Genomic DNA, 13587 nt, shown 5'->3' on the forward strand with positions numbered 1-13587 from the left:
CATGACCTCGACCACCCAAGCCCCGCTCATCGCCTATCTCGACGCGCAGCGCCCGCTGCCGCCGCAGTCGGCATTTGCGCTGCGCATCGCGGTGGTCCTGGCCAAGTGGTCGGAGCGCCGCCGCACCCGCCGCGCGCTGGCGCAGCTCGACCCGCATTTGCTGCGCGATATCGGATTGGAACGGCACGTCGCCCACAAGGAGGCGCGTCGCATGTTCTGGCAGAGCTGATCCCCGGATCTGCCGGAACCTCTTCCCCTGGGCGCGAGGCACTCCCTCGCGCCTTTTTTGTATATCGCTACCCCGCCGGCACCGGCGGAATCGCATAGGTCAGCGAGGCATGCGCCACCGGCTTCTCCGAGCCGTCGGAGAACAGCAGCACATCGGTGACGCTCAGGCTGCGGCCGATCTTCAGCACCCGCGCCTCGGCCAGAAGATCCCTGCCCGCCTCGGGCTTGCGCATGAAGTCGATCGAGCAATGGGTGGTCACGGTCAGCGGCTGCCGCCCGATCCGCGCCAGCGTCGCCACATAGGCCGCCACATCCGCCAGCGCGAACATCGACGGCCCCGAGACCGTGCCGCCGGGGCGCAGGTGATCGTCCGAGACCAGCAGCCGCATCACCAGCAGATCCTCGCCCATGCGGTCGATGCCGAACATGCCCTCGACCTGCGGAAAGACCTCCGTCAGATAGGCCTCCATCTCCGGAACCGTGAATGCGAGCGCCATGCTTTCCTCCCTGTTGCCCTGCCGCTAAGCTGCCCGCAAACCCAAGGGGAGGACAAGATGGGCCTGCTGGAACGTCACGACACCGGCGCGGTCGCGCGCCTGCACATGAACGCGCCGGAGCGGCTGAACGCGCTCTCCGACGAGATGCTGGCCGCGCTTCAGGCGCAGATCGACGCGCTGGCCGAAGATCGGGCGATCCGCGCGGTGATCCTCTCGGGCGAGGGCAAGGCGTTCTGCGCCGGCCACGATCTCAAGCAGATGCAGGCGGGCCGGCAGGCGGAGGATTCGGGCCGCGCCTATTTCGCCGATCTCTTCACCCGCTGCGCCCGGGTGATGACCGGCCTGCAAAAGCTGCCGCAGCCGGTCATCGCGCAGGTGCAGGGCATCGCCACCGCCGCGGGCTGCCAGCTCGTGGCCTCCTGCGATCTGGCAGTGGCGGCCAAGGGCACGCGGTTCGGCGTCAACGGCGTGAATATCGGGCTGTTCTGCTCGACGCCCATGGTGGCGCTGACCCGCAATATCGCGCCGAAACACGCCTTCGAGATGCTGAGCACCGGCCGTTTCGCCGATGCCGAGGAGGCGCGGCAGATGGGGCTGGTGAACCGCGTCGTGCCGGGCGATCAGCTGGCGGAGACCGCGGAAGAGCTGGCGGCGAGCGTGGCCGGCAAGCTCGGCGCGGCGGTGAAGATCGGCAAGGAGGCGTTTTACACCCAGGCCGGGCTGCCGCTGGACGAGGCCTATGCCTATGCCGGGCAGGTCATGGTGGAAAACATGCTCTGGCGTGACACGGATGAGGGTATTTCGGCCTTTCTCGAAAAAAGAAAACCCGATTGGCAGCAATAAGTTGCGGCTTGTGTGACCAGATCACAGACGCGGCGGCCCGGATGCGGTTAGATGCCGGCACAAGAACGGTAGACCTTTCGAAAAAGGAGAAAGACCATGTTTGCCAAGAATGTCGGCGGGATCGACAAGATCCTGCGCATCGTTGTGGGCGCCCTGCTCATCCTCGCCTATTTCTTCACCGACGGCCCCTATAGCTGGCTCTATCTGCTGGGCATCATCCCGCTGGTGACCGGGCTGCTGGGCACCTGCCCGCTCTACTCGATCTTCGGCATCAACACCTGCCCCCGGAAATAAACCGCCGGCGCGGCATCCGCGCCCGGCGAAGCTCCGCCCATGCGCACCGGTTGCGGAAACCGGACATGGGCGGTCGGCGTTTCTTCTGCAAAGACTTTGCGAAAAAGGAGAAATGCCATGGGTCGCACCCTCGCCATCGCCCTGCTCTCGACCGTCACCGCGCTGAGCCTGCCGCTCGCCGCCAGCGCCTCCCCCAAAGGCTGCCCGCCGGGGCTCGCCAAGAAGCACAATGGCTGCAACCCGCCGGGTCTGGCCAAGAAAAAGACCGTGCGTGACCGTGACGACCGCGATCGTGTCTATCGCTATCGCATCGGCGAGCGGATCTCGGACGATTACGTCATCCTGCGCGAGCCGCGCGATTACGGGTTGGTTCCGGATTATACCTATTATCGAAGCAACGATACGGTGTACCGGGTTGATCCCGAGACGCGCAAGGTGCTGGATGTGATCGGCGCAGTCTCGGCCTTGCTGGACTGAGCCGCGGCTCTCCGAAATACCAAAAAGGGCCTGTCGCGTGACAGGCCCTTTTCACGTCATGCGCCCTATTCGGCGGCCACCCGGCCCGCCGCGAGCATCGGCTTGAGATAGTGGCCGGTATGCGAGCGCTCGACCGCCGCCACCTCTTCGGGGGTGCCGGTCGCGACGATCTCGCCGCCGCCATCGCCGCCCTCGGGGCCGATGTCGATGAGGTGGTCGGCGGTCTTGATCACGTCGAGATTGTGCTCGATCACCACCACGGTATTGCCCTGCTCCACCAGCTCGTGCAGCACTTCGAGCAGCTTGCGCACATCCTCGAAATGCAGCCCCGTGGTGGGCTCGTCGAGAATATAGAGGGTGCGGCCCGTCGAGCGTTTCGCCAGCTCCTTCGACAGCTTCACCCGCTGCGCCTCGCCGCCCGAAAGCGTCGTCGCCTGCTGGCCCACCTTGATATAGCCGAGCCCGACGCGCATCAGCGCATCCATCTTTTCGCGGATGCTGGGCACCGCCTGGAAAAAGCCCTGCGCCTCTTCAACCGTCATATCAAGAACGTCGGCGATACTCTTGCCTTTGAACTTGATTTCCAGAGTCTCGCGATTGTAGCGCGCGCCCTTGCAGGTCTCGCATTCGACATAGACGTCGGGCAGGAAATGCATCTCGATCTTGATGACGCCATCGCCCTGGCAGGCCTCGCAGCGCCCGCCCTTGACGTTGAACGAAAACCGCCCCGGCTTGTAGCCGCGCGCCTTGGCCTCGGGCAGCCCGGCAAACCAGTCGCGGATGGGCGTGAAGGCGCCGGTATAGGTGGCGGGGTTGGAGCGCGGGGTGCGCCCGATGGGCCGCTGGTCAATGTCGATGACCTTGTCGAGATGCTCGAACCCCTTGATCGTCTCGCAGGGCGCCGGTGTCTCGCGCGCGCCATTCAGCTTCATCGCGGCGTTCTTGTAGAGCGTTTCGATGGTCAGCGTCGATTTGCCGCCACCCGACACACCGGTGACGCAGACGAACTTGCCCAGAGGGAAATCGGCCGTGACCTTCTTGAGGTTGTTGCCGGTCGCCTTGACCACGGTGAGTTTCTTCTTGTTGCCCTTGCGCCGCTCCGCCGGCACGGCGATCTCGCGCGTGCCGCAGAGATACTGGCCGGTGAGGCTGGCGGGATCGGCGGCGATGGCGTCCGGCGTGCCGTGGCTGACCACCTGCCCGCCATGCACCCCGGCGCCGGGACCGATGTCGAAGACGTAATCCGCCTGGCGGATCATGTCCTCGTCATGCTCGACCACGATCACCGTATTGCCCTGATCGCGCAGGGATTTCAGCGTACCGATAAGGCGGTCATTGTCGCGCTGATGCAGGCCGATGGAGGGCTCGTCGAGCACATAGAGCACGCCGGTGAGGCCGGAGCCGATCTGCGAGGCCAGCCGGATGCGCTGGCTCTCACCACCCGAAAGCGTGCCCGCCGCGCGGCTCATGGTGAGATATTCGAGGCCGACATTGTTGAGGAAGCCCAGCCGCTCGCGGATCTCCTTGAGAATGGCGCGGGCGATCTCGTTCTTCTGGCCGGTCAGCGCGTCGGGCACGGTGCCGATCCAGGCATAGGCCTCCTTGATCGACATCTGGACGACCTGACCGATATGCAGCAGGTTGCCGGGCTTGCCGATCTTCACCGCCAGCGCCTCCTCGCGCAGCCGGTAGCCGCCGCAGCTGCCGCAGGGGCGGTTGTTCTGGTAACGCTCGAATTCCTCGCGGATCCAGTTGCTGTCGGTCTCGCGATAGCGGCGTTCCATATTGGGGATCACCCCCTCGAACACCCGCTCGACCTGATAGACCCGCCCGCCCTCGTCGTAGCGGAAGGGAATCTCTTCCTTGCCGGACCCGTAGAGAAAGACCTGCTGCACATGCGCGGGCAGATCCTTCCAGCGCTCGTTCTTGTTGAACTCGTAATGCTTGGCGATGCTCTCGATGGTTTGCAGGAAATAGGGCGATTTGCCCTTGCGCCAGGGCGCGATGGCGCCATCGGAGATCTTCAGCGTGGCGTCGGGCACCACCAGCCGTTCGTCAAAGAACAGCTCGACGCCCAGCCCGTCGCATTCCGGGCAGGCGCCGAAGGGCGCGTTGAAGGAGAACAGCCGCGGCTCGATCTCGGGGATGGTGAAGCCGCTGACGGGACAGGCGAAATTCTCCGAGAAGGTGATCCGTTCAGGGTCACCTTCCTTCGGCGCCGTTTCCAGAATCGCGATGCCGTCAGCGAGGTCGAGCGCGGTGCGGAAACTGTCGGCGAGCCGCGTCTCCAGCCCCTCGCGCACGACGATGCGGTCAACCACCACGTCGATATCGTGGCGGAATTTCTTGTCGAGCGTGGGCGGCGTGTCGAGCTCGTAGAACTCGCCATCCACCTTGACCCGCTGGAAGCCCTGCTTGCGCAGCTCCAGGAACTCTTTCCTGTACTCACCCTTGCGGTCGCGGATGATCGGCGCCAGCAGATAGCCGCGCGTGCCCTCCTCCATGCTCATGACCCGGTCGACCATGTCCTGCACCTGCTGCGCCTCGATGGGCTGGCCGGTGGCGGGCGAATAAGGCGTGCCGACGCGGGCAAAGAGCAGCCGCAGGTAATCGTAGATCTCGGTCACCGTGCCGACGGTGGAGCGCGGGTTCTTCGACGTGGTCTTCTGCTCGATGGAAATCGCCGGCGACAGGCCCGCGATGTGATCGACATCGGGCTTTTCCATCATGTCGAGGAACTGCCGCGCATAGGCCGAGAGACTCTCGACATAGCGGCGCTGCCCCTCCGCATAGATGGTATCGAATGCCAGCGACGACTTGCCCGAGCCCGACAGGCCGGTGATCACCACCAGCTCGTCGCGGGGAATGTCGACATCGATCGATTTCAGATTGTGCTCGCGCGCGCCGCGCACTTCGATCTGCTTCAGCTCAGCCATGAGACCTCCGGATCCGGATGCACGTTACATAGGCGAAAGCGCCGGGATCGCCAATCGCAAAATGAGAACATAGCGCGAACTTGAACGCGGCGCCTTTACATTCTTGAAACTGAATGCATATCGCTTGTGCAACCGAGCCGATGGAGATGCCGATGTTCGCCTTTCTGACCGGAAACCGTGCCGCGCGGATGAGCGCCGAGGAGGCGGTGCAGAAATCGCGCAGAGGCGATGTAGTGGTGATCGACATCCGCGACGGATCGGAGCTGGCGGCCACCGGCAAGGCGAAAGGCGCGCTGCATGTGCCGATGGCGGCGCTGGCGATGCGCTGCGATCCGCAGAGCCCGGACTGCCTGCCCGAGCTCAGGTCCGGCAAGCCCATCGCGGTCTATTGCGCCAGCGGCGCGCGCTCGGGCATGGCCTGCGGGACGCTGCGGCGCATGGGCCATGCGGCGGTGCACAATATCGGCGGTCTGGCGAAGTGGCAGCGCGCCGGGGGCGAGATCACCCGCTGAGCGCCGAAGCAAGATCCTTCGAAGGATCTTGCAAATCTCTTCGAAGAGATTTGTCGCGGCCTCACCGGTAGAGCAGCGATGTCCCCTCGGCGAAGAGATGCACCTTGGAGGGGTCGGCGGCCAGCCCGACCTCATCGCCGCGCAGCCCCTTGTGAATGCCGGGCAGCTTGGCGATGACCGGCTCCTTCGCGCCCTCGTCTGCCGCGAAATGCAGCAGCGTCACCTCGCCGAGCGCCTCGGTCATCTCAACCTTGCCGCGATAGAGCGCCGCCTGCTTGGCGATGGTGAAATCCTCCGGCCGGATGCCGACATTCACCTTCAGCCCCAGATCCGCCTCGGTGCTCGGCACATCCGAGGCCGCCGTGCCGCCGCCGGCGAGCTTTACCTTGGTGCGCGTGCCGGTGCCGGTGATCTCGCCGGGCAGCAGGTTCATCGCCGGGGAGCCGATGAACTGCGCCACGAATTCGGACTTCGGCGTCTCGTAAAGCTCCAGCGGCGCGCCGACCTGCGCGATGCCCTTGTTGGCCAGCACCACGATGCGGTCGGCCAGCGTCATCGCCTCGACCTGATCGTGGGTCACGTAGATCATCGTGCGGTCCGGCATCGCCTCCTTGAGCTGGGCGATCTCGATCCGCGTCGCCACCCGCAGCGCCGCGTCGAGATTGGAGAGCGGCTCGTCGAAGAGATAGACCTTGGGATCGCGCACGATGGCCCGCCCGATGGCCACGCGCTGGCGCTGCCCGCCCGAAAGCGCCTTGGGCAGCCGGTAGAGATAGGGCTCCAGTTGCAGCATCTTCGCCGCGCGCTCCACCGAGGCCGTGATCTCCTCCTTCGACTTCTTGGCGATCTGGAGCGCAAAGGCCATATTGTCGCGCACGGTCATATGCGGGTAGAGCGCGTAGCTCTGGAACACCATGGCGATGCCGCGCTGCGCCGGCGGCACGTCGTTGACCTTCTGCCCGTCGATCTCCAGCGTGCCGGCGGTGATCTTCTCCAGCCCCGCGATCATCCGCAGCAGGGTGGACTTGCCGCAGCCCGACGGCCCGACAAAGACGATCAGCTCGCCCGCCTCGATATCGAGGTCGATATGCTTTAGCACCTCGACCGTGCCGCCATAGGTCTTGCCCACATCGCTCAGTTTCAGATCGGCCATCGGCGCCTCCTCCCCGTTATTGCTTCAGTGCCAGCACGGGCTGCCAGCGCCCGAAATGCAGCTTGCCATCCGGTGCCGGCCCCGCCGAGCCCAGCTCGCCGCCGACCTGATGCCAGCGGCCCGCCGGCGCCTCGATGGTCACCGGCGCGTCGCCGATATTGAAGGCGCAGAACAGCTCTTCGCGGTCGAGACAGCGGCGGAAGGTCAGCACCGTGCCCTCGCAGCAGACCTCGGAAATCGCGCCGGTCTTCAGCGCGGCGTGGCTGTGGCGGAAGGCGATGGCACGGCGGTAGTGGTGCAGCATCGCCAGCGGATCCTTTTCCTGATCCGCCACGGTGCGGCTGAGATGATCGTGGCTCACCGGCAGCCAGGGTTTCATATTGCTGCTGAACCCGCCGTTCAGCGCATTCCCGTCCCAGACCATCGGCGTGCGGCTGCCGTCGCGCCCCTTGAAGGCCGGCCAGAAGCGCTTGCCATACGGATCCTGGATATCCTCGAAGCTCAGCACCGCCTCGGGCAGCCCCAGCTCCTCGCCCTGGTAGAGACAGGCCGAGCCGCGCAGGCACATCATCAGCGTCATGTAGAGCCGCGCCGCCTCCTCCGGAATGTTCCAGCGGGTGATGTGGCGCACCACATCGTGGTTGGAGAACGCCCAGCAGGCCCAGCCGCCCGGCGCCTTCTCCTCCACATCGTCCATGACCTGCTTGATATAGGCCGCCGTCGGCGCGTGATCCGACAAGAGCTCGAAAGCATAGGACATGTGCAGGTGCTTGTCGCCGCGGGTGTAATCGCCCAGCACCTCGAGCCCGCGCTGATCCTCGCCGATCTCGCCCACCGCTGCGGCGTCGTAGCCGTTCATCAGCGCGCGCAGCCGCGCGAGGAAATCGAGATTCTCCGGCTGGGTCTTGTCGTAGAGATGGTTCTGCCAGGTATAGGGGTTCACCGCCGGCGCGGTGATCGGGTTGCGCTCTTCGGGCGCGAGCGGAGGATTGTCGCGCAACTGCTTGTCATGGGTGTAGAAATTCACCGTATCCAGACGGAACCCGTCGACCCCCCGGTCGAGCCAGAACTTCGCCACGTCGAGCAGCGCGTCCTGCAGGGCCGGCTCGTGGAAATTCATGTCCGGCTGCTCGGTGAGGAAATTGTGCAGGTAATACTGGCAGCGCGTCGGATCCCATTGCCAGGACGAGCCGCCGAAGATCGACAGCCAGTTGTTGGGCGGCGTGCCGTCGGGCTTGGCATCGGCCCAGACATACCAGTTGGCGCGCGGATTGTCCCTGGAGGAGCGGCTCTCCCTGAACCACGGGTGTTCGATGGAGCTGTGCGACATCACCAGATCCATCAGCACCTTGAGCCCCAGCATATGGGCGGAATGGATCACCTCGTCGAAATCCGACAGCGTGCCGAACATCGGATCGACATCGCAGTAATCGCTGACGTCATAGCCGAAATCATGCATCGGCGAGCGGAAAAAGGGTGAGATCCACACCGCATCGACCCCAAGCGAGGCCACATAGGGCAGCCGCTGCGCGATGCCGAGCAGATCGCCCACCCCGTCGCCATTGCTGTCCTGAAAGCTGCGCGGGTAGATCTGGTAGATCACCGCGCCGCGCCACCAGTCGGGGTCTTTCTTGAGGTAGCGGTTGGCCGCGCTCATGTCCGGCATTTCGGTCATGGTGTCGTGTCGTCCTTGTTATTTCACCGAGCCGGCCAGCAGGCCGCGCACGAGGTATTTCTGCATTGCGAAGAAGACCAGCAGCGGCACCGCGATGGAGACAAAGGCGGCGGCCGCCAGAATGCCCCAGTCGCCCCCGCGCGAGCCCAGAAGATCGTCGGCGATCTTGACCGTCATCACCCAGCTTTCGCTGTTGGACGGCAGGAACACCTTGGCGACCAGCAGGTCGTTCCAGGTCCAGAGGAACTGGAAGATGGCAAAGCTCGCCAGCGCCGGGAATGACAGCGGCAGCACGATCCGGGTGAAGACCTGGAAATCGGTGGCGCCGTCGACCTTGGCGCTCTCGATGATGTCGCGCGGCAGCCCCACCATGTAATTGCGCAGGATATAGACCGCGAGCGGCAGGCCGAACCCGGTATGGGCCAGCCAGATCCCGACAAAGCTCTGCCCGATGCCGATCTTGTTGTGCAGCGTCAGCATCGGCACCAGCGCCAGTTGCAACGGCACCACCAGCAACCCGACGACGATGGCCACCAGCCAGCCGCGCCCGGGAAACTCCATCCAGGCCAGCGCATAGGCGGCGAAGGCGGCAATCAGGATCGGGATCACCGTCGCCGGGATCGTCACCGTCAGCGTGTTGATAAAGGCCTGATCCATATTGTTCGAGGTCAGGATCGTCTCGTAATTCTGCAAGCCGAAATCGGGCGGCTGTGTCGAAACGACATAAAGCGCCGGCGCCCGCCTCGGCTCGCTCGCCTGCCGCCAGACGTAATCGCCATTGGGCTGCATGGTCAGCGCCCGGTCGATCGTATAGCCCTGCACCGCGCGCCCGTCCTCGTCGGTCTCGGGAATCTCGGGCGTGCCGTCCACCGGCCAGGCGGTCTCATAATTCTCGGTATCCGGCTCGCCATCCTCGTCCAGAACCTCGAGCTTCAGCCGACCATAGGTCTGGCCCGCCTCCGCCGCGCCCGGGGCGCGCGAGGTGATGCCGAAGGCGGCGACAGACCCGCTGCCATCCGCACCAAAGACATTGCCCGAGACCACATAGAGATCACCCTCCTGCGTCACGTCGCCCATCTCGGGCGTGATCCGCACCGCCTGCTCGACGGGGAACAGCGCCAGCCACCAGCCGGTTTCCGAGATCTGCTCGCGGTCGCGGAAGGACGACACCAGCAGCCCGATGGTCGGGATCAGCCAGAGCACCACCAGCGCCAGCACGCTGAGATTGGTGACGATGGAGAGCCCGCTTTTCTTGCCCGCGATATTGTCCATCTTTACAGCTCCCTGCGTGCCTGGCGGATGTTCCAGATCATCACCGGCGTGACGATCACCATGATCACAAAGGCCACCGCCGTGGCGCGCCCGTCATCACGGAACATGTAATCCATCATGTAGCTGGGCAGGATCTCGGTATCGAAATTGCCCCCCGTCATCGTGTAGACGATGTCGAATACCTTGAGCGTCAGGAAGGTGATGGTGGTCCAGACCACCACGATGGTGCCGGCGATCTGCGGCACCTTGATGCGAAAGAAGATCTGGAACGGGTTGGCGCCGTCGATGATCGCCGCCTCGATGGTTTCCTCGGGAATGCCGCGCAGCGCCGCCGAGAGGATCACCATGGCAAAACCGGTCTGCATCCAGACCATGATGAACATGATGAAGAAGTTGTTCCAGAACGGGATCTGCATCGGATCCACCGGGGCGGCGCCGAAATAGTCGCGGATGGCATTGATGATGCCGATATCGGGATCGGCGGCATAGACGAATTTCCAGATCAGCGAGGCGCCGACAAAGCTGATGGCCATGGGCATGAAGATCAGCGATTTCGCGATATTGCCCCATTTCAGCCGGTCGGTGAGCTGCGCCACCAGCAGCCCGAAAAACGTCGCACCGGCGGGCACGAACACCACCCAGAGGAAATTGTTGAAAAGCGCCACGCGGAACCCGTGCTCGGAAAACATCTGAACATAATTGCCGAGGCCCACGAATTCCTCGCCCGAACGGTTGTAGAGCGAGCGCAGAAAGCTGCCCACCACCGGATAGACGAGGTAGAGCCCCAGCGCGAGGATCGCCGGCAGCAGAAAAAGCCACGGGCGCACCATGGTGGCGCGACGAATATTGCGGCCCTGATCGTCGGTTTTCGGGGGAAAGATCACACGGTCGAGCAGGATGTTCGAGGCGTAGAAATAGCCGATACAGCCGCCCACCCCGATGATGATGGTGAGAATGCCCTGAACGATTGGCGACATGCGCGATCTCCTCCCTGAGCCATGGCCCGCACCCCTCCGGGAGCGCGGGCCATGAACCTGAGTTAGTGCAAAGGCTTACTTGATCGAGTCCCAGCGCGCCTGAATGCCCGCGGCGACGTCCTCGGCGGACTCGCCGGTGACGTAATCCACCATGCCGCTCCAGAAGGCGCCGGCGCCGATCTCGGCGGGCATCAGGTCGGAGGCGTCGTAGCGGAAGGTCGTGGCATTGGCGATGATCTCGCCCATGGCGCGCTGCGCGTCGGTGGCATAGACATCGAGATTGACCCCCGCATGCGCGGTCAGGAAGCCGTCCTGCGCCATCCACAGCTCATGCGCGATGGGCAGCTTGAGGAATTCGAGCATCGCGCTCGTCGCCTCAGAGGGGTTGGTGATCGAGAACAGCGTCCCTGCCCCCAGCACCGGGCTGCCGAGATCGTTTTCCTCGATCGCCGGGAAGTAGAAGAAATCCGCATCTGCGCCCAGCTCCACCTCGTCGGGGAAGAAAGCCGGGATAAAGCTCGCCTGGCGGTGCATGTAGCATTCCGGCGGCACCGCGAAGAGCCCGTTGGGGCTGTCGCGGAAATCGGTGGTGGCCACTGCCTGCGTGCCGCCCTGCACGAAATCGTCGTTGAGCGCGAACCAGCCGAATTCCTCGATGGCGCCAACCACCGCCGGATCGTCGAACGGGATCTCGTTATCGACCCACTGGTCGTAGACCGAGGGCTCCTGCGTGCGCAGCATCATCTCCTCGACCCAGTCGGTGGCGGGCCAGCCGGTGGCCGCGCCAGAGCCCAGGCCGATGCACCAGGGCGTACCACCGTCATCGACGATCTGCTGGGTCAGCTCCTTGAGCTCTTCCATGGTCTCGGGGATCTCGTAGCCCATCTCGTCGAAGGCGATGGGCGAGTACCAGACGAGGCTTTTCAGATCGACGCGGAAGAACATACCGTAAAGGTCTTCCTCCCCGTCCGGGCCCTCATAGGTGGCCAGATCGACCCAGCTGTCGCCGGCGGCGAAATTCTCCGCCACCCAGTCGCCCATCCCTTCGGGCATCGGCGTCAGGAAGCCCTGGCTGGCCATGTCGGCGGCGAGCCCCGGCTGCGGGAAGACCGCGAGATTGGGCGCGGTGCCGGCGCGGGCCGAGATCACGATATCCTGCTCGAAACTGTCGGAGCCGGAATAGTTCACCGTCGCGCCGGTGGCCTCCTCGAAATAGGAAAAGACCACATCGACCTTTTCCTTTTCAAAGCCGGTCCAGGGGCCGGTGATCTCGACCGTCTCGCCGCTCAGATCGTAATTCTCGGCAAAGGCCTCGTAGCCGTCCCAGTGAAAGCCGCCCTCGCCGGGCGTGAACATCATCTGTGCCTGCGCCGTGCCAGCCGTCAGGGCCATCACCGCGACACCGTTGAGAAAAGTCCGCTTCATGAAGTGCAATCCTCCCGTTGTGTGCGGCCGCGACCGCACCGGATTTCGCTCAAACACCGGCCAAACCTGTGTCAAAGCGCTTTGAAGATACCCGAGCGTCCCGCGATTCAAACCGCATGTCAATCTGAAGCAGCCGGTTTTTTCATCATAAATTATGCTGCACCGCAGCTTTTGAGGGCGCCCAGAAAACCCCTTCCCGCAAGTCACCTTTTGCGGTTACGGTGCTTGACACCCGAAGCGCTTTGGACTTGCAGGACGATGAATCTCAAGATGCTCGCCGCCCATCTCGGCCTGTCGCAGACCACGGTCAGCCGTGCCCTGAACGGCTATCCGGAGGTCAGCGAAGAGACACGCAAGCGCGTGACCGAGGCCGCGCGTGAGCTGAACTATTCGCCCAATGCCCGCGCCAAGGGGCTGGCCACCGGACGGGCGATGGCGATCGGGCATGTGATTCCGATCTCCACCCAGCACGAGATCGTCAATCCGGTCTTCGGGGATTTCGTCGCCGGCGCCTCGGAGGCCTATCTCAAGGCCGGCTACGACATGACCCTGTCGCTCACCGGCGACGAGGACGAGGCGCAGAACTATCGCCGCCTCAAGGCCAAGGGCAATGTCGACGGCATCATCCTGCACGGCCCCAAGATGAAGGACGGGCGCATCCCCTTTCTGACCGGGCTCAAGATGCCCTTTGTGGTGCATGGCCGCGCCTCCGAACTCGACCAGCCCTATTGCTGGGTGGATGTGGACAATGCCGGGGCGTTCCGGCGGGCGACGAATTTCCTGCTCGATCTCGGCCACCGCCGCATCGGGCTGATCAACGGGCTGGAATTCATGGATTTCGCCCATCGCCGGCGCGAGGGCCACGAGGAGGCGCTGGCGGCGCGCGGCCTCTCGCCCGACCCGGCGCTGCGGCGCAGCGGCGAGATGACCGAACCCTATGGCTATCTCGCCGCGCATGAGATGCTGGCGCGGGCCGACCCGCCCACCGCCTTTCTGACCTCCTCGCTGATCACCGCCATCGGGGTGCGCCGCGCCATTCACGAAACCGGACACGAGATGGGCCGAGACGTCTCGGTCGTCACCTATGACGACGATCTCAGCTATCTCTCGAACGGGCGCGACGTGCCGATCTTTACCGCCATCCGCTCTTCGGTGCGCGATGCCGGGCGCATCGCCGCAGAGATGCTGCTGCGCCATGTGGCCACCCCGGCGCTGCCGCCCGAAACCGCGCTGCTCGAAGCGCAGCTGATCATCGGAGGCTCCACCGGGCCGGCTCCGGCAAAACATTAGGATCGAGC

At 64.3% G+C, this 13587-nt stretch carries 13 protein-coding genes; 6 read left to right on the forward strand and 7 right to left on the reverse strand.

Annotated elements, in window-relative coordinates; genetic code table 11:
• The first annotated feature begins 1 nt into the window (after position 1).
• On the forward strand, positions 2–229 hold the full coding sequence (locus tag Ga0080574_RS22290; protein ID WP_076704797.1) for a DUF1127 domain-containing protein: 228 nt from the start codon (positions 2–4) through the stop codon (positions 227–229).
• Positions 230–296: 67 nt separating this feature from the next.
• Here the strand turns inward: Ga0080574_RS22290 and Ga0080574_RS22295 are convergent, their stop codons facing one another.
• On the reverse strand, positions 297–725 hold the full coding sequence (locus tag Ga0080574_RS22295; RefSeq protein ID WP_076704799.1) for a PaaI family thioesterase: 429 nt from the start codon (positions 723–725) through the stop codon (positions 297–299).
• A 57-nt stretch (positions 726–782) separates the two neighbouring features.
• Between Ga0080574_RS22295 and Ga0080574_RS22300 the strand changes: the two genes are divergently transcribed.
• The 3 genes from Ga0080574_RS22300 (at position 783) to Ga0080574_RS22310 (ending at position 2339) form a co-directional block, all read left to right on the forward strand.
• Positions 783–1568, forward strand: coding sequence for an enoyl-CoA hydratase (locus Ga0080574_RS22300; RefSeq protein WP_076704801.1), 786 nt, complete (start codon positions 783–785; stop codon positions 1566–1568).
• A 96-nt stretch (positions 1569–1664) separates the two neighbouring features.
• Positions 1665–1862, forward strand: a complete 198-nt coding sequence (locus tag Ga0080574_RS22305; protein ID WP_076704803.1) for a YgaP family membrane protein — start codon at positions 1665–1667, stop codon at positions 1860–1862.
• Between the two features lie 117 nt (positions 1863–1979).
• The gene (locus Ga0080574_RS22310) at positions 1980–2339 is read left to right on the forward strand and encodes an excinuclease ABC subunit A (protein WP_076704805.1); all 360 of its coding nucleotides are present in this window, start codon (positions 1980–1982) and stop codon (positions 2337–2339) included.
• A gap of 65 nt (positions 2340–2404) precedes the next feature.
• Here the strand turns inward: Ga0080574_RS22310 and uvrA are convergent, their stop codons facing one another.
• Positions 2405–5275, reverse strand: coding sequence for an excinuclease ABC subunit UvrA (gene uvrA, locus Ga0080574_RS22315; RefSeq protein WP_076704807.1), 2871 nt, complete (start codon positions 5273–5275; stop codon positions 2405–2407).
• A gap of 152 nt (positions 5276–5427) precedes the next feature.
• On the opposite strand from uvrA, the gene Ga0080574_RS22320 reads away from it, so the two are divergent.
• On the forward strand, positions 5428–5787 hold the full coding sequence (locus Ga0080574_RS22320; RefSeq protein WP_076706102.1) for a rhodanese-like domain-containing protein: 360 nt from the start codon (positions 5428–5430) through the stop codon (positions 5785–5787).
• Positions 5788–5848: 61 nt separating this feature from the next.
• On the opposite strand, the gene Ga0080574_RS22325 is transcribed toward Ga0080574_RS22320, so the two are convergent.
• The 5 genes from Ga0080574_RS22325 to Ga0080574_RS22345 form a co-directional block, all read right to left on the reverse strand.
• Positions 5849–6940 carry an ABC transporter ATP-binding protein gene (locus Ga0080574_RS22325; protein WP_076704810.1) on the reverse strand — a complete coding sequence of 364 codons (1092 nt, stop codon included), beginning with the start codon at positions 6938–6940 and terminating at the stop codon, positions 5849–5851.
• Between the two features lie 16 nt (positions 6941–6956).
• Positions 6957–8615 (reverse strand): alpha-amylase family glycosyl hydrolase, encoded by a 1659-nt coding sequence (locus Ga0080574_RS22330; protein WP_076704830.1) that lies wholly within the window; start codon positions 8613–8615, stop codon positions 6957–6959.
• A gap of 18 nt (positions 8616–8633) precedes the next feature.
• Entirely contained in the window at positions 8634–9887 is a 1254-nt protein-coding gene (locus Ga0080574_RS22335; RefSeq protein ID WP_076704832.1) for a carbohydrate ABC transporter permease, read from the reverse strand.
• Between the two features lie 2 nt (positions 9888–9889).
• Complete coding sequence (locus Ga0080574_RS22340) at positions 9890–10864, reverse strand: carbohydrate ABC transporter permease (RefSeq protein WP_076704841.1); 975 nt, start codon at positions 10862–10864, stop codon at positions 9890–9892.
• Positions 10865–10939: 75 nt separating this feature from the next.
• Complete coding sequence (locus Ga0080574_RS22345; protein ID WP_076704843.1) at positions 10940–12289, reverse strand: ABC transporter substrate-binding protein; 1350 nt, start codon at positions 12287–12289, stop codon at positions 10940–10942.
• A 258-nt stretch (positions 12290–12547) separates the two neighbouring features.
• Here Ga0080574_RS22345 and Ga0080574_RS22350 point away from each other — a divergent pair, with 258 nt between their 5' ends.
• Positions 12548–13579 (forward strand): LacI family DNA-binding transcriptional regulator, encoded by a 1032-nt coding sequence (locus Ga0080574_RS22350; RefSeq protein ID WP_076704845.1) that lies wholly within the window; start codon positions 12548–12550, stop codon positions 13577–13579.
• Positions 13580–13587 lie beyond the last annotated feature (8 nt).

This window comes from Salipiger abyssi (assembly GCF_001975705.1).
Taxonomy (GTDB): Bacteria; Pseudomonadota; Alphaproteobacteria; order Rhodobacterales; family Rhodobacteraceae; genus Salipiger; species Salipiger abyssi.